The 20,388-nt window shown below is 58.9% G+C and carries 19 protein-coding genes, 3 tRNA genes and 1 pseudogene; 15 read left to right on the top strand and 8 right to left on the bottom strand.

Going from position 1 to position 20,388, the window contains the following annotated elements; genetic code table 11:
- Positions 1–99: 99 nt before the first annotated feature.
- From E8E68_RS22765 to E8E68_RS22755, 3 genes are all read right to left on the bottom strand, one after another.
- Positions 100–184, bottom strand: a tRNA-Leu gene (locus E8E68_RS22765).
- Positions 185–236: 52 nt separating this feature from the next.
- Positions 237–312 (bottom strand) — tRNA-His (locus E8E68_RS22760).
- A gap of 41 nt (positions 313–353) precedes the next feature.
- Positions 354–430 (bottom strand) — tRNA-Arg (locus tag E8E68_RS22755).
- A gap of 270 nt (positions 431–700) precedes the next feature.
- On the opposite strand from E8E68_RS22755, the gene folD reads away from it, so the two are divergent.
- The 5 genes from folD to E8E68_RS22730 all read left to right on the top strand — a co-directional run bounded on the left by folD (position 701) and on the right by E8E68_RS22730 (position 5,867).
- The gene (gene folD, locus E8E68_RS22750; RefSeq protein ID WP_266030376.1) at positions 701–1,555 is read left to right on the top strand and encodes a bifunctional methylenetetrahydrofolate dehydrogenase/methenyltetrahydrofolate cyclohydrolase FolD; all 855 of its coding nucleotides are present in this window, start codon (positions 701–703) and stop codon (positions 1,553–1,555) included.
- Between the two features lie 433 nt (positions 1,556–1,988).
- Positions 1,989–3,299: a C4-dicarboxylate transporter DctA gene (locus E8E68_RS22745; protein WP_280345037.1), complete on the top strand. Its 1,311-nt coding sequence runs from the start codon at positions 1,989–1,991 to the stop codon at positions 3,297–3,299.
- A gap of 44 nt (positions 3,300–3,343) precedes the next feature.
- Positions 3,344–4,045 carry a FadR/GntR family transcriptional regulator gene (locus tag E8E68_RS22740; protein WP_280345034.1) on the top strand — a complete coding sequence of 234 codons (702 nt, stop codon included), beginning with the start codon at positions 3,344–3,346 and terminating at the stop codon, positions 4,043–4,045.
- Between the two features lie 16 nt (positions 4,046–4,061).
- The gene (locus E8E68_RS22735) at positions 4,062–4,730 is read left to right on the top strand and encodes a GntR family transcriptional regulator (protein WP_266030379.1); all 669 of its coding nucleotides are present in this window, start codon (positions 4,062–4,064) and stop codon (positions 4,728–4,730) included.
- 75 nt (positions 4,731–4,805) lie between these two features.
- Complete coding sequence (locus E8E68_RS22730) at positions 4,806–5,867, top strand: hypothetical protein (RefSeq protein ID WP_266030380.1); 1,062 nt, start codon at positions 4,806–4,808, stop codon at positions 5,865–5,867.
- Between the two features lie 49 nt (positions 5,868–5,916).
- Here E8E68_RS22730 and E8E68_RS22725 read toward each other — a convergent pair whose 3' ends face one another.
- Positions 5,917–6,345, bottom strand: coding sequence for a PACE efflux transporter (locus E8E68_RS22725; protein WP_266030382.1), 429 nt, complete (start codon positions 6,343–6,345; stop codon positions 5,917–5,919).
- 101 nt (positions 6,346–6,446) lie between these two features.
- Here E8E68_RS22725 and E8E68_RS22720 point away from each other — a divergent pair, with 101 nt between their 5' ends.
- Positions 6,447–7,325, top strand: coding sequence for a LysR family transcriptional regulator (locus E8E68_RS22720; RefSeq protein WP_266030383.1), 879 nt, complete (start codon positions 6,447–6,449; stop codon positions 7,323–7,325).
- Between the two features lie 142 nt (positions 7,326–7,467).
- A complete protein-coding gene (mcpA, locus tag E8E68_RS22715) occupies positions 7,468–9,354 on the top strand; it encodes a methyl-accepting chemotaxis protein McpA (protein ID WP_110744975.1) in 1,887 nt (628 codons plus the stop codon).
- Between the two features lie 638 nt (positions 9,355–9,992).
- Here the strand turns inward: mcpA and E8E68_RS22710 are convergent.
- Positions 9,993–10,211 (bottom strand): hypothetical protein, encoded by a 219-nt coding sequence (locus tag E8E68_RS22710; protein ID WP_280345026.1) that lies wholly within the window; start codon positions 10,209–10,211, stop codon positions 9,993–9,995.
- A gap of 19 nt (positions 10,212–10,230) precedes the next feature.
- Here E8E68_RS22710 and E8E68_RS22705 point away from each other — a divergent pair, with 19 nt between their 5' ends.
- The 4 genes from E8E68_RS22705 (at position 10,231) to E8E68_RS22690 (ending at position 13,764) form a co-directional block, all read left to right on the top strand.
- Positions 10,231–11,055 carry an inositol monophosphatase family protein gene (locus E8E68_RS22705; RefSeq protein WP_280345159.1) on the top strand — a complete coding sequence of 275 codons (825 nt, stop codon included), beginning with the start codon at positions 10,231–10,233 and terminating at the stop codon, positions 11,053–11,055.
- 526 nt (positions 11,056–11,581) lie between these two features.
- Positions 11,582–12,247, top strand: a complete 666-nt coding sequence (locus tag E8E68_RS22700; protein WP_280345023.1) for a hypothetical protein — start codon at positions 11,582–11,584, stop codon at positions 12,245–12,247.
- 518 nt (positions 12,248–12,765) lie between these two features.
- On the top strand, positions 12,766–13,329 hold the full coding sequence (locus tag E8E68_RS22695) for a hypothetical protein (RefSeq protein WP_280345020.1): 564 nt from the start codon (positions 12,766–12,768) through the stop codon (positions 13,327–13,329).
- 201 nt (positions 13,330–13,530) lie between these two features.
- Positions 13,531–13,764, top strand: a complete 234-nt coding sequence (locus tag E8E68_RS22690) for a hypothetical protein (RefSeq protein ID WP_280345018.1) — start codon at positions 13,531–13,533, stop codon at positions 13,762–13,764.
- A gap of 501 nt (positions 13,765–14,265) precedes the next feature.
- Here the strand turns inward: E8E68_RS22690 and E8E68_RS22685 are convergent.
- Positions 14,266–14,484, bottom strand: coding sequence for a hypothetical protein (locus E8E68_RS22685; protein ID WP_280345015.1), 219 nt, complete (start codon positions 14,482–14,484; stop codon positions 14,266–14,268).
- A gap of 195 nt (positions 14,485–14,679) precedes the next feature.
- Positions 14,680–15,234 carry a hypothetical protein gene (locus E8E68_RS22680; protein WP_054881395.1) on the bottom strand — a complete coding sequence of 185 codons (555 nt, stop codon included), beginning with the start codon at positions 15,232–15,234 and terminating at the stop codon, positions 14,680–14,682.
- Positions 15,235–15,392: 158 nt separating this feature from the next.
- Here E8E68_RS22680 and E8E68_RS22675 point away from each other — a divergent pair, with 158 nt between their 5' ends.
- Positions 15,393–15,863 carry an XRE family transcriptional regulator gene (locus E8E68_RS22675; protein ID WP_280345008.1) on the top strand — a complete coding sequence of 157 codons (471 nt, stop codon included), beginning with the start codon at positions 15,393–15,395 and terminating at the stop codon, positions 15,861–15,863.
- Positions 15,864–16,137: 274 nt separating this feature from the next.
- Positions 16,138–16,897 (top strand): annotated as a pseudogene (locus E8E68_RS22670) (NAD-dependent deacylase).
- Between the two features lie 119 nt (positions 16,898–17,016).
- On the opposite strand, the gene E8E68_RS22665 reads toward E8E68_RS22670, so the two are convergent.
- On the bottom strand, positions 17,017–17,343 hold the full coding sequence (locus tag E8E68_RS22665) for a hypothetical protein (protein ID WP_280345005.1): 327 nt from the start codon (positions 17,341–17,343) through the stop codon (positions 17,017–17,019).
- Positions 17,344–17,885: 542 nt separating this feature from the next.
- On the opposite strand from E8E68_RS22665, the gene E8E68_RS22660 reads away from it, so the two are divergent.
- Positions 17,886–18,122, top strand: a complete 237-nt coding sequence (locus E8E68_RS22660; protein WP_280345156.1) for a hypothetical protein — start codon at positions 17,886–17,888, stop codon at positions 18,120–18,122.
- A gap of 255 nt (positions 18,123–18,377) precedes the next feature.
- Entirely contained in the window at positions 18,378–19,388 is a 1,011-nt protein-coding gene (locus tag E8E68_RS22655) for a metallophosphoesterase (protein WP_280345002.1), read from the top strand.
- Positions 19,389–20,388: the final 1,000 nt, after the last annotated feature.

Genomic DNA, 20,388 nt, shown 5'->3' with positions numbered 1-20,388 from the left:
AACCCACGACAACTGGAATCACAATCCAGCGCTCTACCAACTGAGCTACGCCCACCATATTGCGGTCTTGCGTTGTTGCGGTACAGCCTTACAGAAGCATGGTGCGGACGAAGAGACTCGAACTCTTACAGCTTGCGCCGCTGGAACCTAAATCCAGTGTGTCTACCAATTTCACCACGTCCGCGTAACGCTTAAAACAAAGGCGCCATGTACAACTGAGGCGCCCTTGAAGAATATGGGGTGGACGATGGGAATCGAACCCACGACAACTGGAATCACAATCCAGCGCTCTACCAACTGAGCTACGCCCACCATATTGCATTACCGCCTACTTGCTTGCCAAAGCTGCCTAATGGCGCACCCGGCAGGACTCGAACCTGCGACCATCCGCTTAGAAGGCGGATGCTCTATCCAGCTGAGCTACGGGCGCTTAAGCTTGAAGCCTAACCGAACAAGCATTTAACAGGTAACTGCCAAACCACTTATTCTGCCCGACTTAGCCAACCAGTGCTAGGCTGTGCCCGACAAGTGCGGCGAATCTTATAGGCGACCCCAAAAGTCGTCAACACCTTTTTCAAAAAAATTTAAATTATTTAAGGGGTTAGGGCATTTGCCCGACCACCCGCCTTTGCCCTTGGCGCGTGTCGTGCGAGAATGCGCGCTCTTTATTGTTTCCTTCTCGATGGTTAATCACGCGTCTATGACTGCACACCTAATCGATGGCAAGGCAATCGCCGCCAGCTTGCGCCAGCAGATCGCTCAACGTGTCGTGGAGCGTCGCCAGCAAGGCCTGCGTACTCCGGGCCTGGCGGTGATCCTGGTCGGCACCGACCCTGCTTCCCAAGTCTATGTCTCGCACAAGCGCAAGGACTGCGAAGAGGTCGGCTTCATTTCGCAGGCGTTCGACCTGCCTAGCGAAACCACGCAAGATACCCTAACCGAGCTGATCGACCGCCTCAATGACGACCCGGCCGTCGACGGCATCCTGCTACAGCTGCCGTTGCCGGCCCACCTGGATGCCTCGCTGCTGCTCGAGCGCATTCGCCCGGACAAGGACGTGGACGGCTTCCACCCCTACAACATCGGCCGCCTGGCCCAGCGCATCCCGCTGCTGCGCCCGTGCACGCCAAAAGGCATCATGACCCTGCTGGAAAGCACCGGTCAGGACCTGTACGGCATGAACGCAGTGATCGTCGGCGCATCCAACATCGTTGGCCGGCCGATGGCCATGGAATTGCTGCTGGCCGGCTGCACCGTGACCGTCTGCCACCGCTTCACCAAAGACCTGGCCGGCCATGTTGGCCGCGCCGACCTGGTGGTCGTGGCTGCCGGCAAACCAGGCCTGGTCAAGGGTGAGTGGGTCAAGGAAGGCGCCATCGTCATCGACGTGGGCATCAACCGCCAGGAAGACGGCAAGCTGGTCGGCGACGTGGTTTACGAGACTGCCCTGCCGCGCGCTGGCTGGATCACCCCGGTGCCGGGCGGCGTCGGGCCGATGACCCGGGCCTGCCTGCTGGAAAACACGCTGTATGCAGCGGAAGAGCTGCACAAGTAGTACCGCGTGTAATAAAACGGCACCTCTGGCAGGTGCCGTTTTTTTTGCCCGTCGAAAAGGTACCGTGCGAGGCGGCGGCGTTGGCGCTGCGTGCGCTGTGCCGACCAGTACCGCCACCCCGGGGAAGGGTTGGCAAGCAGATTGCAACATCGGTGTTGGCACTGGACTTCATCCCCGTCTCGACGGCGGGGCCGGACTCTGCGGTCGCGGTTTAGCCCATTTGATCGGGCGGCACGCACCGAACTAGAGCCCAGCAGGCCGGATTGCCCCATAACTGGTCAGACCGGTAAGGCCAAAAAACCTTGCAATGGCAGTTTTTTCGCGCTTTTATGGCTTCGCGCTGAACAAACCGGTAAGACCACAATAATTAAGTCCTGCGCTCTTTCGCCCCGTGCGGCTACCGAAGCAAGGACACCGATCTGAGACTTCTCCCATGCTCAAATGGTGCTCGCGTTCGATATTCCTGCAAGTCGTGCTCGGCCTTGCCCTCGGCATCGCCTGCGGCCTAAGCTTCCCCGACCTTTCCCTGCAACTCAAACCCCTCGGCGACGGCTTCATCAAGCTGATCAAGATGCTTATCGGCCTGATCGTGTTCTGCGTGGTGGTCAGCGGCATCTCGGGCGCCGGTGACCTGAAAAAGGTCGGGCGCATCGGCCTGAAATCAGTGATCTACTTCGAGGTGCTGACCACCCTGGCGCTGGTGATCGGCCTGATGTTCGCCTTCAGCAGCGGCATTGGCAGCGGCGCCAATATCCATCTGGACCAGCTGTCCAGCGCCGACGCCAGCAGCCTGGCCGAACGGGGCCAGCACATCCACGGCGCCACCGCGTTCTTCATGGACCTGATTCCCACCTCGGTGATCGGCGCGTTCGCCGACAACAACATTCTTCAGGTATTGCTGTTCTCGGTGCTGTTCGGTAGCGCGTTGAACCTGGTGGGTGACTCGGCTGCGGGTATTTCGAGGCTGATCAACGAACTGAGCCATGTAATCTTCCGCATCATGGGCATGATCGTACGCCTGGCACCGATCGGCGTGTTCGGCGCCATCGCCTTCACCACCAGCAAATACGGCCTGGAGTCGCTGCAACACCTCGGCGGGCTGGTCGCACTGTTCTACCTCACCTGCGCCGGCTTTGTGCTGATCGTGCTGGGCACGGTGATGCGCCTGTCGGGCTTGAAACTGCTGCCACTGATCAAATACCTGCGTGAAGAACTGACCATCGTCCTGGGCACCGCCTCTTCCGACGCCGTGCTGCCACAAATCATGCGCAAACTGGAACACCTGGGCATTGGCACGTCCACGGTCGGCCTGGTAATCCCCACCGGTTACTCGTTCAACCTCGATGGTTTCTCCATCTACCTGACCCTGGCCATCGTGTTCATCGCCAATGCCACGGGCACGCCGCTGGAGATGACCGACCTGCTGACCATCCTGCTGGTGTCACTGGTGACTTCCAAGGGTGCTCACGGCATCCCAGGCTCGGCGCTGGTGATCCTTGCCGCCACCCTGACCGCCGTGCCGGCGATTCCGGTGGTCGGCCTGGTGCTGGTACTGGCAGTGGACTGGTTCATGGGGATCGGCCGGGCGTTGACCAACTTGATTGGTAACTGTGTGGCGACCGTGGCCATCGCCCGCTGGGAAAAGGACATCGACCTGGAGCGCGCGCAGAATGTGCTCGCCGGCAAACCTGGCTTTGCCCCTGCGCCGCGCAAGCAGCCCGCTGCACATCAACAGGAATTCTGAGTGAACGTGGCCGGCGCTGAAGCTGGCCCATCCAGGAGCAAAACGTGATCAGCTCATCAACCGTCGTCAATTCAGTGGTAGAAAAACTGCGCCACGCCCTGGCCCGCGGCCAATGGCGCAGCGGCGACATGCTGCCAGGCCAGCGCGAGCTGGCCGAGCAACTGGGCATCAGTCGCCCGAGCCTGCGCGAAGCGGTGACCGTGCTGGAAACCCTGGGCCTGGTGCGCTCACTGCCGGGCAAGGGCGTATTGGTGCTGGATGCCGATGCTGCTCAGGAACCGGGCCTGGACACCAGCGCGGCGGCCAGCCTGGCCGACGTACTGGAACTGCGCTACACCCTTGAACCGTTCATCGTCGGCCTGGTGGCACAGTCGGCCAACAGCCAGGACATCGGCCAGTTACGCCTGACCCTGATGGACATGCGCGAAGCGCTGGAAGCCGATGACCGCGAAGCCGGGGTCAAGGCCTACATTGCCTTCCACGAGGCGCTGTTCGCCCTGACCACCAACCCGATCTTCCAGAGCGTGGTGCAGCAAACCGGCAATGCCCTCAAGCAGAGCGCCGACATGCTGCGCAACTCGCCTGAACACCTGGCCGCGCGGCTGAAAGAAAACGAAGCAGTGGTGCGCGCCATACGCGAACGCAACAGCGCCCAGGCCAGCGCCCAGATGCGCCAGCACATCCTCGCCGAAGGCTCGCGCATGGGCATCCCACTGAACATCCCGGACGAACACCCGCATCCATGACCCGAGGAGAGCGACCATGAACGCCGCCCCCCACCTGCCTGCCCTGCTCGCGGCCGGCGAAACCCGCCTGTCAGCCGAGCAGATCTACCCGCGGCTGTTCGACGCCATTCTCGAACAGCGCCTGCCGCCCGGCAGCCTGCTGCCCGAGCAGGCGCTGGGCCATGCCTTTGGGGTCAGCCGCACGGTGATCCGCCGCGTGCTCGGGCGCTTGTCCGACCAGCAAGTGGTGGTGCAGCGCCCCAGCCACACTGCTCACCTGGCGGCGCCCGACCCGGACCAGGCACGCCAGGTGCTCAGCGCCCGGCGCCTGGCCGAGACAACGCTGATCACCCTGGCCGCCCAGCGCGCCCGCCCGGCTCAGGTACGGCAGCTGCGGCAATTGGTGGAACGCGAGCGCCAGCACCATGAAAGTGGCGAGCGTTGTGCGGCAATCCGCCTGGGCGGTGAGTTTCACCTGAAGCTGGCCCAGGTCGCGGCCAATGCGCCACTGGCGCGGTTCCTCAATGGCCTGGTGCCAATGACCTCGCTGATCATTGCCCGCTACGAATCGCCATGCTGCGACCATTGTGCCTGGGAAGAGCATGCGGCGATCATCGACGCCGTGGAACTGGGCGATGCCGAGACGGCACTGGGGCTGATGCACACGCACCTCGACCGCCTGGAAGAAAAGCTCGATCTGAATTAACGACGCGATCCCTGCGGGGCCTTGCGGCCCCTATACTCGGAACACCACCCCAGCCTCTACCAGGGAGGCGGTCGCGTGAGTTCTCGCATCATTTTGTCGCTGTGCTTTCTGCTGGCCGTGGGCGGCTGCGCAGGCAAGCGCCCGCCTGCCCCACCGCCACCGGCTGTGCTCACCCCCGCCGCCTGGCAACGTATCGACCAGGAATTGATCGATGCTTCGGTCGGCGCCGCTGGCTCGGCCAACGACTACGCCCGTCGCTCGATGCGGGTGTGGAAGGAACAGGTGCAACGACGCACTGAAAGTGACTTCATCCCCTGGTTTACCGGTTACTGGACTCAACAATGGCTGACCCTCAAAGTGGCCTGGTACAAGCTCGATAGTGGTGAAGGCCGGGAGCCAGCAGAAAAGCGCCTCGCCCTGTACCTGCAGGAGCAGTACCACGAGCGGGTAATCGAGCCGGTAGCCGAGCAGATAAACCCCGAAGGCATCCGCGACCGCGCCAGTGAACTGTATGTGCAACTGCTTGGCCAGCAGCTGCCGGCCATCATCAGCCGTTACAACGCTCCACCCGAACAATTCAGCCAACGGCTCAACCGCATCCCTGCCATCAACCTGGGGCCGCCCGATGCGCGCAATGCCAGCCTCTATACGCTGCTGCGGGCCAAGTCGCTGGACCAGCAACCCGCTTGGCAGGCCATGCGCCAGCACTTGCACCAACAGGCCCTCAAAGGCCCTGGCAGGACGGATGTCGGGCTCAGCTCGGTCGCCAACCAGGCCAGCGAAAAACTTGGCGCCACCCTGGCCCCGCGTGGCATTGCCAGTGCCGTGGCGTCCGCGGTGGGCAAGGTGGCAGGGGCGATGATTTCGATTGCCGCCGCCGGATACGGGATGATGACCCATGACCGCGACCACCCGCAGATGGTCGAGCAGTTGCGGGTAATCCTCAACGTGGCCCTGAACCAAGAGTGGCAGGAGCTGATGGAGAACCGCCAAAGCGGGGCCATGGCAGGGGTGTATTACCTGTCGGGGCAGGTGGAGGACAGTTTGCTGGCCAGTGCGCCGCGGCCCGTGGAACCAGCGGAAGAACAGCAGGTGCGGCAGCCGCAGGAACCCTTGATCATTCGTCTGCCGCCCTAGGCTATTTAAGAAAAGTCGCGGAGCGGCGATACGGCCGCTACAAGCCTGGTCAGACCGTCGCCAACGCCGAGGTGGGCAACCCGAAGATGCGGTCAAACGCCCAGTTGTAGACAAAGGTGTAGCAAGGGATCAGCACGATAAACGCCATGTCCACCAGCAACGCTTCCACCCATGTCATGTCCAGCCACCAGGCAATCAGCGGGATCAGGTACACAACCAGCGTCAGCTGGAAGCCGATGGCATGCGCCACCCGCCGCGCCACGCTGCGCCCGCGCTTGGCCTGGCGGCTCTCCCAGCGCTCGAACAAGGTGTTGTAGATCAGGTTCCAGAGCATGGCGATGGTGGTGATCATCACCGCCAGCGGTCCGGTATGTGACGCCTGGGTGTCCGACAGGTAGGCCAGCCCGAGGGTCGACATGCACAACCCGATCAGTTCATAGCAAGTCACGTAGACCAGTTTGCGTTTCAGTCCCTGCACCCGGGGTTACCTCCAATGACAATAGCGTGGGGCGTGATGATGCTTCACCATGCTTGACAGCAAAAGTCAGCAGCTGTCAGATCTACTGACAGGAGGCTGCCATGAACTTTTCCAGCGACAACATCCAGCTGTTTCTCGCCGTGCTCGACCGCGGTTCGTTTTCCGCCGCGGCCCGCGCCCTCAAGCGCGTCCCCTCAGCCGTGAGCATGGCCATCGGCAATTTGGAAGCAGAACTGGGTTACAGCCTGTTCGTGCGTGGCCCGCGCGAGGTTCGCCCAACCGCACAGGCCTTGGCCCTGGAGCCGCACGCCCGGCTGATTGGCGAGCAACTGGGGCTGCTTCAGGTGCACGCCCTTGAGCTGTCCCAAGGGCTGGAGAGCAGCCTGACCCTTGCGGTGGTACCTGACATCGACCACCGTCCCCTGCTGGCGGCCATCGCCAACCTGGGTGAGCGCTACCCGTTACTCGACATCACCCTGCTCAGTGCGCCACAGGAAGAAGCCCTGCACCTGCTGGACAGCGGCCGTGCCGATCTTTGTGTGGCCTTCGCCAGCCTGCAGATGGACGCTCGCCGGGGTTTTCACCACATCGGCATGGAGGCGCTGGTGGCCATTCTGGCACCGACCCACCCGGCGTTGCGCGAGGGGCGCATCCACTACCTCGAGGACCTGACCCAGGTGCGCCAGATTCTGGTGCGCAGCCGCGACCTGCCGCTGGCAGACCCGCGACCCTTGATCGGCGCCACACACTGGGCAACCGACAGCTTCGACCTGGCCCTGCAGATGGTCGAAGCCGGCCTGGGCTGGGGCGACCTGCCGTTGTCACGAGTTGCCCCGCTGCTGCAAAACGGGCGCCTGTTACGCCTGGATTTTCGCAATACGCGCAACGAATTGCAGCTGCCGGTGCATGTCCTGTGGCGCAAGGAACAGCCGCTACAGCAGGCGGCAAAGCTGCTGATCGAGCAACTGGCCAATCCTTGACTGCCGTCCGTCGAAAGGCCCGTAAGAAATTTCTGTAAGTGCTTCAATCTTTTACCCATTGAGCCGATATCTCGGTCGATAGGCCCCGCAGAACGTCATGAGCGCGCTGCGCCCTCCCCTCCCTGGCTCAAGGTCTCGAAACATGAACCTGAAATTTCGCCACAAGATCCTGCTCAGCGCCGGCGGCGTCGTGGTCCTGGCATTTGCCCTGTTCACGCTCTACAACGACTACCTGCAACGCAACACCATCCGCCAGAACATCGAAGCGTCGGTGCAGCAGTCCGGTGCGCTGACTGCCAGCAGCGTGCAGAACTGGATGAGCGGGCGGATCCTGGTGTTGGAAAACCTGTCCCAGGACATCGGCCAGCAAGGCACCGGCGACAGCCTGGCCGGGCTGATCGAGCAGCCGTCCTATACGCGCAATTTCCTGTTCACCTATCTGGGCCAGGCTAACGGCGTCTTCACCCAGCGCCCGGATACCCAGATGCCCGCCGGTTACGACCCACGTCAGCGCCCATGGTATGGCGCCGCCGCCAACGCCGGGCAAACCGTGCTGACCGCCCCGTACCAGGGCGCGGTCGGCGGCCTGATGGTGACCATCGCCACCCCGGTGAAAAGCAAGAGCAATGGCGAGCTGATCGGAGTGGTCGGTGGTGACGTGACCCTCGATACCCTGGTCGAAATCATCAACTCGGTCGATTTCGGCGGCATGGGCCACGCCTTCCTGGCCGACGCAAATGGCCAGGTGATCGTCAGCCCCAACAAAGACCAGGTGATGAAGAACCTCAAGGACATCTACCCCGGCAGCAACCTGCGGGTTGCCGCCGGGATGCAGGATGTCACCCTCAACGGCCAGGACCGGATCATCTCGTTCGCCCCGGTCGCCGGCCTGCCTTCGGCGCAGTGGTACATCGGCCTGTCGATCGACAAGGACAAGGCCTACGCTGCACTCAGCCAGTTCCGCACCTCGGCAATCATTGCCATGCTGATCGCGGTGGCCGCCATCGCCGGCCTGCTCGGCCTGTTGATCCCGGTGCTGATGCGCCCACTGACCACCATGGGCCGCGCCATGCGCGACATCGCCGAGGGGGAAGGTGACCTGACCCGCCGCCTGGTGGTGCAGAACAAGGACGAATTCGGTGAGCTGGCCACCTCGTTCAACCGCTTTGTCGAGCGGATTCATGCGTCGATCAGTGAGGTGTCATCTGCCACCCGCCTGGTGCATGACCTGTCGGAGAAAGTGGTCAGCGCATCCAACGCCTCGATCAGCGGCTCCGAAGAACAGAGCATGCGCACCAACAGCGTTGCGGCGGCCATCAACGAACTGGGTGCCGCCACTCAGGAAATTGCCCGCAACGCCGCCGATGCCTCGCAGCATGCCAGCGGCGCTAGCGAACAGGCCCACGGTGGCCGTGAAGTGGTGGAAGAAGCGATCAGCGCCATGACTGCCCTGTCGCAGCGCATCAGCGAGTCGTGCGCGCAGATTGAAACGCTCAACGCCAGCACCGACGAAATCGGCAAGATCCTCGACGTGATCAAGGGCATCTCGCAGCAGACCAACCTGCTGGCGCTGAACGCCGCGATCGAGGCGGCACGTGCCGGTGAGGCTGGCCGAGGCTTCGCCGTGGTCGCCGACGAGGTGCGCAACCTGGCGCACCGTACCCAGGAATCGGCGGAAGAAATCCACCGCATGATCACCAGCCTGCAGGTGGGCTCGCGCGAAGCGGTGCACACCATGAACACCAGCCAGGTTTCCAGCGAGCAGACGGTGCAGGTGGCCAACCAGGCCGGCGAGCGTCTGGCCAGCGTGACCCAGCGTATCGGCGAGATCGATGGCATGAACCAGTCGGTAGCTACGGCCACTGAGGAGCAGACCGCCGTGGTCGAAAGCCTGAACCTGGACATCACCCAGATCAACGCCTTGAACCAGCAAGGTGTGGAGAACCTCAACGAAACCCTGCGCCACTGCGACCAGCTGGCACAGCAGGCCGGGCGGTTGAAGCAACTGGTGGGTAGTTTCAGGATCTGACCGAACACGCCCACACCGCTCAGGCGCGGCCATTCGGCTTCGCAGGAGAAACAGCTGCCACCCCTGTGCTCGACGGCGCCAGGTGGCAGCGCAAGGGTTCTGAACAAGGCCTGAGCGCGCAGAAAGCCAGAAACGCAAAAGCCCCGAATAATCGGGGCTTTTGTTTGAAAATATGGCGGAAGCGTAGAGATTCGAACCCTTATCTAAGGTTTACCTACTACCTCTTTCCTAATGCCTTATGATGATCACAAGGCAAGCAGCTGTCAAGCCCACAGGATTCGCGACCTGGGATGAGGTTAGCTCCGGATAGCGCAGAACACCCATAAAGTGCAACTCGTTGCGCCTTTATAGTTGCGCCTTATCTGTATCTTTCAAAGGCCGGCATTTCAACGCTGGTAGACCTAAGTGTGCCGGCCTGGGCCGCTCGGAGCCTCTTCGAAGCGGACTACCATGCATGGAATCGATTTTGCGCATCAGGGAGCGTTCTGGTGTTGCGGGATGCTAGCGCCATACCCTGACCCACTCAGCCTCTGAGGAACGCCACGCTTCTCCTGACTGCACTGAAACCCTACAGAAGCTCGAATCAAAAGTTGGCCTGGGCCTGTCCCCTACAGGCGCACCTCGCCCCGAGCGGTCAATCATTGCCGGCCCGCCACCCACAGATTCAACAGCGCAAACAGAGTGCTTACGCCGTGTTCTTGGACACCCCACGAAAGCGGGTCGTCAACAATTTGGCTTTGAGCTTTGGCCAGGCTGACGCTATTTTGAATCCAGATTCGCCCTTCCACTGCCTGTCGATGAAACTGATGAAGAAAGGCAACAAAAGGCGTGCCGGTATCTACCTTGATCTTTCTCATCCTCTCCCCCGTAGTCTACGTGACAAATCTGGACGTGAAACAGATTCTCCCCTTAACCATCGCTGCAGTGGAGCGAGCTGGCACTCTACTTGCCCAGGAGTACTCCCGTCCGGGTGGCCCTAGAGGTGCCGGTGATAAAGCCGACATCGACGTTGAGATCGAGGATGCACTGAGGGCTGAGCTTCTGCACATCCTTCCATGTGATTTCTGGGGTGAAGAAACCGGACATCTACTAACAGGCAACCCCTTTTGCTGGGTCGTAGATCCCAATGACGGCACGAGTGATTTTTTGAGAGGACTGAAAGGTTCGGCAGTGTCGGTCGGACTGCTCCAAGCTAACCTACCGGTACTTGGCGTGGTACATGCCCCCGTCACTCCCCGGGGTGTTTCGGATTGCATTGCCTGGGAAAAAGACATGGATCATTTGCTGAGGAACGGATCACCTGTATACGTAGATCTTTCCAAGCAGCAGCTATCCGAATCGAGCCTAGTCATGGTTAGTTCTGCAGCTGGCAACAAACCGCAGACCAATCGTGATCTGTGTACCCCGGGTAAATTTCACCCGATGCCTTCTATTGCCTATAGGTTGGCCCGGGTGGCCGCAGGCGACGGGGTGTACGGCGTATCACTTTACCCTGTTTCAGCTCATGACGTTGTGGCAGGACATGCACTGCTGATTGGAGCCAGTGGGGTGCTGGTTGACGAGAAAGGAGCTTCGATCAAATATCAGACTGAGGCAGAGGTGCTGCTGGCTTCCGGACGGTGCTTCGGCGGTGCGCCTGGAGCGTGTATTGAGCTAGCAGAACGCAAGTGGGACAGAGTTTTCGACAAAACGTCGGTTTGATTAGCTTTTTTGGGGGCGCGCCGCCCTTGGCGGACGGCTCTCGTGAACCGAGCCCTTGGGGCTCGGCCCTACGGGCTTCCATCCTCGCGCCTGCGCGCTCCGCTTGCGTTGAAACTCAGTAGCTAGCGGGGGATGACGGAGCCCGTCATGTACAAGAGCTACAATTACCCCAGCTTGGTGAAGCAAGCCGATCAGGTTGCTTCATCACACAAGAAGAGCATCCGTACCCCTTGGGTCGACCTGTCACTTGCGTCCCCTGGCGCTGATGCTCCCCATTTTTACCAGCACGCTCAAAGTCCGCTGTGGAGAGCCACAGCCTTGAACAAGCCCCCTGAAACCGCCCATTGGCGGCTTTTTTCAGCCTGATGAGCTGCTCCAGCAGCGTGTAACGGTTGTCGGGCGGGCTGAAAGGGTATGCTCGTAAGATACTGTTTTTTCGTCGGAAAAATCACGATCTGCCCCTCCGCACATTGACCAAACCCATCCAGGCATCTTCATTTCCTCGTACCACAGAGGAGAAATGCGCATGTCGACTCCAGCTCTGTTCCACCCTGAGAGCGATCCTGTGACGGTGGTCGGTGGGCCCGATTACGTCATCTACAGCTGCCTGCAGTGGCAAGATCCAAATCTCCGCTTGATGGCCCAAGCCGCAAAGCAGACCTTTTGCGTGATGCACGGCGACTACCTCGATCATCGTTTCATCACAGCCTTAGAGCGCGCTTATCTCCGAGGAGCATTGGCTCCGGTGAAGCTGATCGCTATCCATGAGCAGGGTCTGGATATCTTTCTGGACAGCAAGGTATCAAGCAGCACCATCCCGGCCATCGAGGCTATTTGGGAAATCGATACCCACCTCTATTCGGGTCGGCACTATACCGTGGCTTTCGCGAGCGAAGACGAGATCTACTCAGAGCGCTCTGACTACCCATTCTGGCCTGTGGTCAAAGAGGTCATGGCGTCGAACGCTCTGGGTCTTAGCCCGTATGTGCTGGCGAGCTTGGATGAGGATGGCTTTGACGAGAACTTGTGCGCTGCTCTGCGCGCTTTAGAGAGAACGCACCTGAGGGTATGGGGGGAATTGGACATGAAGCTAGGGATCGCTGAGCACAGTCAGTCTGGCGCAAGCTTGCCCAATCATGAGCCCGTCCCCGCTTCTTGTTTTGAACATCCGAATTGCTCGGAGAAGATATGAAAATCTTGGAACAATCCACTCAGCACGTAATTGATGTTGTATGTGACAGTTGTAATCAGTCGACTCTCTCGGCCAGAGGAGAGCTTCAGTTTGCTTCGCTCAATGCGGGCCGGGGACAAGGCTCAGATCACCCAGGTGAGGCATATGAACTTCATCTGTGTGTGCCTTGTATCTTTGCCCTGCTCGCTGGCTTAAAGCGTGACCGCTGGACTCTAACGATGTTTACGTGCGGTGCGGATGCGATCCGAGATGATGATGGGTTTGGGCGTGTTCCGACTGCAGATCGCAGCAATGAGTGAGTGGAGTCAACAGTGACTGCTCTGGTGCCAGAGAGCGCGTACTAGCTATCAGCGCGGAGCAGCAGACCTACCCTCTCGGCATTGTGGCGTGCCGCCTCTGGCGTATGGCTGTCGTGAACCGAGCCCCGCCGGGCGGGTCTCGGCCCTAGCGGGCTTCCATCCTGCACGCCTGCGCGCTCCGCTTGCCTCATTTTTTATTACCCCAGAAGAGAAATGGCCATGAGATCCGCACCTCTTTTCTACCCGGAATGCGCTCCAGTAGCTCTCGCTGGTGGTTTCCACTACGTTGTGCTCAGCGTTCTGCAGTGGAAAACCCCCAACCTTGACCTGATGGCAACAGCCAACAAGCAGCGCTTTGCAGTTCTCTACCATCAACCGTTAGAGGAGGGTTTCGCACTTGAGACTCTCGAGCAAGCGCACATCAGCGGCGCTCTCTCCGGGGTGAAGTTGGTAGCTGTCCACAAAAACGCGTTCCGTCTCTTCCTGAGTGACGAGGTGGCGGGCAACACTCTCCCTGCCATTGAGGCCTTGTGGGAGCCGATCAAAGATCTTGATCTTAATCGAAGGCTGGCTGTCGATTTCTCGTGCGAGACCGAAGCCTACTCGGGGCGCTCCGACTACGCGTTTTGGGCTGTCGTAAAAGAAGTGCTTGAGTCGAATACTCTGGGGATTGAGAGATACCCGATCCCTGTGCTCCACGACTGTGCAGAAGAGGTGCTTCACGGTGATGATCCGGAGTCTCACAAATTTCACGTGAATATCCTCCAATCTTCCTCCCTCTAATCAGTCCCATCCAGTGGGATGTGCTCAATGGATTTGGAGCTAGCTCCCCCGTCAGCGCTCTCCCACTGCCTCATGGCGAAGTCCTACAGCAAGCAGAACAATCCCGACGCATAACACTTTAGCTGCACAAGTACGCAATATTTCAGCAATAGAGCACCTCGTTTACTGAACTCGCCTAACTACCGCAAATGGAGCCTCCCCATGAGCAAGATGACCCAGCACAGTGACGTCAGAGTGACTTTCGAGATTGATGGCCGCCAGGCGGATGCCTTCATGAGCCACGGATGGACTATGGCACTCGCCCAATTCTTTAAGCGGGCTCACTGGAGCGAGTTTCGTGGGTGCGCAATAGATGATGACGAAGCCTACTCAATCCGAGCCGCTGTCGGAAAGGTACGGGATGCCCTGGCCCGTAATGGTTATAACCCACGCTGATCCCTTCGGGATCACTCAAATAGCTATGACGGCTTAGAACTCGTCTTCTGGCTAGGGCGCTTCTCCTTATTGGCCGGGGCGAGGCGCCCTAGGCCTTTCAATCACGGGCCGCTCTGTGGCGCTCAAGGTGCATCATTTCCTGTTTCCACTTCGCAATGAACTTCAGCCAGTCATGCAAGTAGGCACCTTCAGGTACCCGGGTTGAGCCGTAGCTTGCGCACATAAAGCGCTCACGCCACGGCTCTGGTATAGCGTCGTCCCGTACGATGGATATTCCAATCGGATGGGGCTCAGAGGCTACCTGATTCGCGACCTCGTCAACGGTGGCGATCCGACCTGACCCAAGCCAAGCTTGTTCCTGCCGGTCAATCTCATCCAGCACCCTCAAAACACACAGTGATCTTGGATCACCAGGGGCAAGGTGGGCGAGCGTCCATAATGTTCTCCGCCTGCGGGTTTCACGGGAGTGAAGCAAATCGTCACTGGCCATGGCGTCAGCTCCTAGTGTGGCTTGCGACCGAGCCCGCCCTCGCCGGCGAGCATGCCCTCAACGAACTCGATGGACATTTCCAGCTCGCCTTCGGCTTCGTTGAAGACCGATTCGAGTGATGGGTGAGCACCGGAGGCGCGGAGCTTCGCTATCAGTTCCAGGAGCTCTCGGCCTTGGGCCATGGGCATTTGGATGCTGCAGTACACAGTGTCCTTCGCATCTCGACTCATATGTTCTCCAGTCAACATGCCATAGCGGTGCGCGCCCTAAAGGGTCGGCTGGCGTGAACCGAGCCACCTTTCAGTGTCTCGGCCCTCCGGGCTTTCATCCTCGCGCCTGCGCGCTCCGCTTGCTTGGACGCCGGCAACCTCTGGCGCGGCGGACGAGTACAGCGAGGACGGCGATGATCAAGCCGCCCCTCTCTTTCACTTGTGAAGCTTGCTGAAACGGGTCGCTAACGTAGCAGGCTCCATCACCATCCAGCTCTGTGGGTCAGCCGTACATTTTACCATTCGCCAGGCTGCATGAAGGAAAAACGCTGCCGCTAGCCCACCTTCCACTATTGCACACGTCGTTATCTGCGAGATTTCAACACCAGTGATACCCAAGGAGCGCACTAGATAAATGGTGGCGGGCCAACCCAAAACAAACACGACGGCAAAGGCTATCATCGCGTAGAAAGCAAAATAGGTAGGAACTTGCCACCGATACTTGGTAGCAAAATTTCTCACACCTTTACTATTTTCAAATCCGTAGAGGACTCCAAAGTTTTTCTCTTTATTTTTGGAGTTTTTGACAATGGCGTACAGCGTAACGTCGTCGCCGTCATTAAGCTCTTCGTAAAACTCCGTTTCCATTTGAACGTTCGGTATTTTCTGGCCGTCCAGGCTCACGGTCGCTTTAAGCCCCTTGCTCATCCGATCCGTCACCTTAACGTAATCGAGCTTTCCCGAGACTTTCGCGCAGTCGAATTTAATCACTACATATCCTATGAATTCAGCCAATCGAGGTATGTGGGTCAGCGCCGTCCTCGCCTAGCCAACGAGGCCGGAAGCACCTGTCCAGACAACTTGCGCAAGCCTGCCCGCCCCATCGAGGGGACTATAAACCGTCGAATGGGGCATGGCAATCTGACTTGATGCTCTATTTGCTGGAGCGTTTTATGCTGCCCCGCCATGCACTCGCGGCTGTCATCCGCGCTCTCCGAGCGGTGAAGGGTGTGAGCCAGGCGGAGTTGCCTGCAGACCGCAAGCACCTCTACAAGCTCGAGGCCGGTCTTTCCAATATCAGTCTTGAAATGCTCGTTCAACTGGCTCAATCGCTAGATGTATCTCCAGCCACGCTCGTGGTTCTATTACAGGCAATCGACCAATCATCCACGACCGATTCCATCATCGACAGGGTAAGGTCTGAGCTGGTGGATTTTGGTCGACTGGGCGGGCCTGCGGAATTGGCTCGACAGGTCGAACTGGGTGGAGAGCAATCCAGGAACGCTGCTATAGAGGATCGAACAGCTGCGATTCAAGCGTGCAAAGCCAAGGGCCTCACCCAACGACAAACGGCTGCTGAACTAGCGCTATCAAAGTCTACCGTTGCCAGAGCTTGGTGACAGCAAATGATCACGCACCGTCGCCTCACGGCAACCACACCTCAATATGTCCATCTAGCTGGAAATCTTGATGCTGTTGAACCATAGAGGCGTGAGGTATAGCCTTGGGGTGTAAGTGTCTGGCACCAAACCCTCAGCGCTGAGGAAATGACCTCTTCACCGGCACGCCCAAAGCCCGCTTGGAAGAGCCAGAGACCCCGTGCGACACCCGTGAACCGCCGATTGGCGGTTTTTTTCTTGCCTCACGCTACGTTCCCGGAGGGATGTCATGACAATGGACGCTGCTGCACTCCAGCTTCGAAGCGCGCAACGCGTAGTGGTGTTTACCGGGGCGGGCGCGTCAGCTGAGAGCGGGATCCCGACCTTCAGGGATGCTTTGACTGGACTTTGGGAACGATTCGATCCCGCTCAGTTAGCGACTGCTGGGGCTTACCGTGCAGATCCACCACTCTGTTGGGGTTGGTATGAGTGGCGCCGTCGAAAAGTAACTCTAGCGCAGCCAAATGATGCACATCATGCGATAGCTGAACTCGCCAGGTGTGTGCCTAAGCTGACAGTCGTCACCCAAAACGTCGATGACTTACATGAGCGCGCTGGAAGCCTTGAGGTGATCCATTTGCACGGCAGCCTGAACTCCCCCAGGTGTATAGACTGTGGGCTAACCCCTTACGCTTGCTCTCCCCTTCGATACCCTTCCCGAAGGCGGAGCTCGGCTGGCACCGCCTCGATGCAGCGCGTGCAATGGGTTTATTCGTCCCGGGGTAGTCTGGTTCGGAGAGTTGTTGCCTGAGCAAGCTTGGAGCGACGCCTTGGAGGCAGTAGAGGATTGCGATTTCTTTCTATCGGTCGGGACTTCAGGGATCGTTTACCCAGCAGCCGAGCTTCCGCTTCGCGCCCTGGGGAATGGCGCAACGGTCGTCCACGTAAACCCGGTGGTTTTCGGTGTCAGCAGCCAGGAGCATTTCTTGGAGGGGCCTGCATCACACATGCTGCCAACCCTCCTCCGCCGTGCGTTCCCTGATGCGGGGATCTAGATCCAATCTTCTTCGCGACGAATGATGGTCATCAGATGCTCCCAGGCTGTTCGATATGTCCCCCGACGGTAGCCAGCTTCGCGCCAGTTTCAATACGACACGACTCGCTGAGAATTGTTCTACCCCTTCGAGGTCAGAGAGGCGAACCATTCCGCGTAAGGCGTGTTGGTGACCTTGTGGCGGTTGTAGTCCGGGCTGCCATCAGTCCACCAGACAGCTCCGCGCTCCCCTAGCGCTATTTTGGCGGCATGGACACGTGCCCTGGCTCGTTGCAGTGCTGACGCGCCGTCTTCTGCTTTGGCTTGCTTAACGGCGCGACGAGCTCGCATCAGATCGCCGACCAGTGCTTGCCTGGTAGCTTCAGAGAGACCTGGGTTAGAGCAGCGCCACAGCGTCTCTTTGACGACGAAATATCGACCGTCTGGAGTATGGGGATATGTTGGCATTGGATCTCTGCGGTTCGACCTTTCCAGATACGACCTTGATGGGCGCCGAGCGGTTCTCATGAAAGGATCCGCGTGCCCTGAGGGCCCGGCTGTCGTAAACCGAGCCGTCGCCGACGTCTCGGCCCTACGGGCGTCCATCCGTCACGCCTGCGCGCTCCGCTTGCCTGCAGCTGGAATTCTGAACATTCTGTATGTCATCGCTCATGGATCGCCGAATACTCGGCCCCGAGGCCCGAGGCCGGCCTCGGTTGTTCGAAGATCCACCCTTCAGAGCAAAGAAACGCCCTAACCAGAGACAAGCGATGACCCACAAAGACGATGAGAATGCAGCTATAGAGGCTCTGAAACGCAAGCAGGGCCGCAAACGACCTGAGTTTTTGAACCAAAATACTCTTGATCGTGTAGCTCATGGCCACGCGAAAGATCTCATCGAACTGGGGGCGCAATCGGCCATCCCCATAAAACGAGTTAGATCCCAAAACGAATTGACGGCACGGGAGGTTTCCCAAGTGCTCCGCGAGGTGATTCTCGGACGCCGGACTATGGCCAAGATCGGCGAGCAGACTTGGGATGAGGTCTACGCTTGCCACTTCGTCGTCGATATTGAGGGTTGGCGGATCACGATTTATAACGACTGCGATGAGCTGGACTACTGCGAGCAAGCGGTGAGCCCCGATGGGCAGCAATGGGATTTCGACCCTGGTGCTCGTACAGATCCGATTGCTCTGCTATCGACCTGGGAGCATCAGAGCTTGGAGCGAATGCTAAAAGCGCTCTAGAAGCTCTCTGGCGCGCCCCGTGGGGGACGGCTGTCGTAAACCAAGCCACTGCGTGGCTCGGCCCTCCGGGCTTCCATGCTCGCGTCTCCGACCCTCCTGGTCTGCGCGCTCCGCTTGCCGCTCGCGGGTCATGGGCATCAGCTTTTTTGAGGTCGTTTCCTCACCATCGGCGAGCACATCAACAGCCCATAGGGGTATCACCATCAGGTAAAATATTGCGGTCTTCCAAGCTGATTTTTGGAGCGTTCGTAGCTCATGCCCCATCTGCTTAAGCTCCCGCATAATCACGCTGGCCGCGACTTTGTCGTGGGTGACATCCACTTCAAAACCCGAGAGCTTCATAAGGGCCTGCAAGCTCTTGGTTTTGATAAGTCCGTCGACAGGTTGATTGCTGTGGGAGATCTCATCGACCGTGGCCCAGGGATGCTGGATGGGCTGAAGCTGCTGGGCGAACCCTGGTTCTTCACGGTGAAGGGCAACCATGAACAGATGCTAATCGACGCCTATCGAGCTAACCCACACCTCCCCTACTCCGCTCATGGAGCGCGGTGGTGGCTCACGATTGATGACGAGTCCAAGCCCATGATTATCGACAAGCTGGATAGCCTGCCCATGGCTATCGAGGTAGAGACATCTCGGGGCGTGGTCGGAGTGGTTCACGCTGATGTGCCCGTGGGGCTGGCCTGGAATGACTTCACCCAGAGCCTCGATAACCCACAGATTCAGGATGTCGCGTTGTGGGGGCGCGAGAGGATCAAGAAGCATCATCGCGGCGGTGTTCCAGGTGCCTGGCGTGTCTGTGTCGGGCACACCTGGATTCCGCATTCTCTGCGCCTTGGGAATGTCCTTGCCTTAGATGTCACTGGCGGTGGAGATGGCTCTCTGGCTATCTACTCGCTGCAGGACGACGTCGTTTACGTGGATGGTAAAGGCTCCGAGCTCGACCAGGCAGAGCGCCTCAGTGAGCAACTCAAAGGCCTTGAGCAATCGCTCACCTCACTGAAAACCCTGGCGCACGCGAACAAGTTCATTGAGACTCAGATCGCGAGCCGTGAGGCAGAGGTGCGTGCTCAGCAGATCACCTCGGCCTGGCTCAACCTGGCTGACGATATTGCTGGCATGCAGCAGTTGATGAATGCCCTGCACGGGTTGAGTCTGCTGTCTGGGGAACGACGTGCATCCAAGCTGGCTGAACTACAGGCGCGGTATGTAGGCACCCCAACAGGTGATTTGCTCACCCGCCTGCTGGCCCCCTACGCTGACTGATCGAGTGCCAATGACGGCCTGGCAGGCGCTCGCCTCCCCCAAATTTCTGCTGACCGACCAGCTCAGCCGGCGCTTTTTCCCCTGGCCGGGCGCTGAAATGGATTTTTTTTCACTTCGGCAACATTTTTTTGGGGAGGGGGGTTTTGGGGGGGAAGTGTGCGAGTTTTCGTAAACTGCAGACGGACTAATGCCAGGGGAGCGTAACCAGACTTTTCTGGTCTGGGGCCGATTTTCGCTCCGATTCACCTGCGGGGTCAACCAGGCACGAACCCGGCCCAAGCGAACGAAAAAAACAGCGGATTTAGCTCCAGCCCAAGCGCGACAAGGGCTGCAGGCTGGCTCCTGCAACAAAAGCAATTAAAACCAAAGCGCCTAACTTACCAATTTGGTATTTAGATAAAAAAGAGTGCACGAGAAACCTTTCCGCATCAAGTGTAATAGTTTTTCCCAGCAAGCAGTGATACGAAAATGCAATCATGCCACGCAAACAAAAAAGTTAACAACTAAGCAGTTTACACATATATTAAACACCAAAAACGGTATTTAAAAACCCTTGCAGCCCTTGAATTCCGTGGCCTACAGACACTTTCACGACCAACTAATTAGTATAAAAATCAATGCACACCGCGAGCGATCACAGAGGACTTGCAACGTCCCACCCATATTGACGCCGGGCGTGAGTCCTATAATATGCATAGCAATCGTTACACACCTGCCCAACCGCTACCATCTTCTGAGATGTCGGTGAAGGAGCCTTGCGGCCTCGAGAAAGGAAAATGCACATGCCTTAAGAATTTAAGGGAGAGTGCTGAGGGAGGCTGGAACCTCCCTCAGCCGGTCTACCGGATCGTCACCGCTCAGCACGATCACATGCCTCGCTGGTTAGCTCCGATAACGACATGCGCACCGTAGCATATAACCAGATTGAGGCGTGAGTAGACCTGCCCAGAGGTACCCACCGAACGCCTGAGTGAATCTCATAAGGCAGCGTCGATGAGTA

It is taken from the genome of Pseudomonas sp. BN607 (genome assembly GCF_029871175.1).
Classification (GTDB): Bacteria; Pseudomonadota; Gammaproteobacteria; order Pseudomonadales; family Pseudomonadaceae; genus Aquipseudomonas.
Note: the sequence above shows the minus strand (reverse complement) of the source record. Positions and strands in the feature narration are given on the sequence as shown.

Bases quoted from the DNA above. Each gene is read 5' to 3' on its own strand.
- mcpA (WP_110744975.1), top strand. From the start codon at position 7,468: ATGAACCTGAAATTTCGCCACAAGATCCTGCTCAGCGCCGGCGGCGTC.
- folD (WP_266030376.1), top strand. From the start codon at position 701: ATGACTGCACACCTAATCGATGGCAAGGCAATCGCCGCCAGCTTGCGC.
- E8E68_RS22685 (WP_280345015.1), bottom strand. From the start codon at position 14,484: ATGAGTCGAGATGCGAAGGACACTGTGTACTGCAGCATCCAAATGCCC.
- E8E68_RS22710 (WP_280345026.1), bottom strand. From the start codon at position 10,211: ATGAGAAAGATCAAGGTAGATACCGGCACGCCTTTTGTTGCCTTTCTT.
- E8E68_RS22690 (WP_280345018.1), top strand. From the start codon at position 13,531: ATGAGCAAGATGACCCAGCACAGTGACGTCAGAGTGACTTTCGAGATT.
- E8E68_RS22720 (WP_266030383.1), top strand. From the start codon at position 6,447: ATGAACTTTTCCAGCGACAACATCCAGCTGTTTCTCGCCGTGCTCGAC.
- E8E68_RS22665 (WP_280345005.1), bottom strand. From the start codon at position 17,343: ATGCCAACATATCCCCATACTCCAGACGGTCGATATTTCGTCGTCAAA.
- E8E68_RS22700 (WP_280345023.1), top strand. From the start codon at position 11,582: ATGTCGACTCCAGCTCTGTTCCACCCTGAGAGCGATCCTGTGACGGTG.
- E8E68_RS22655 (WP_280345002.1), top strand. From the start codon at position 18,378: ATGCCCCATCTGCTTAAGCTCCCGCATAATCACGCTGGCCGCGACTTT.
- E8E68_RS22675 (WP_280345008.1), top strand. From the start codon at position 15,393: ATGCTCTATTTGCTGGAGCGTTTTATGCTGCCCCGCCATGCACTCGCG.
- E8E68_RS22745 (WP_280345037.1), top strand. From the start codon at position 1,989: ATGCTCAAATGGTGCTCGCGTTCGATATTCCTGCAAGTCGTGCTCGGC.
- E8E68_RS22735 (WP_266030379.1), top strand. From the start codon at position 4,062: ATGAACGCCGCCCCCCACCTGCCTGCCCTGCTCGCGGCCGGCGAAACC.
- E8E68_RS22660 (WP_280345156.1), top strand. From the start codon at position 17,886: ATGGCCAAGATCGGCGAGCAGACTTGGGATGAGGTCTACGCTTGCCAC.
- E8E68_RS22695 (WP_280345020.1), top strand. From the start codon at position 12,766: ATGAGATCCGCACCTCTTTTCTACCCGGAATGCGCTCCAGTAGCTCTC.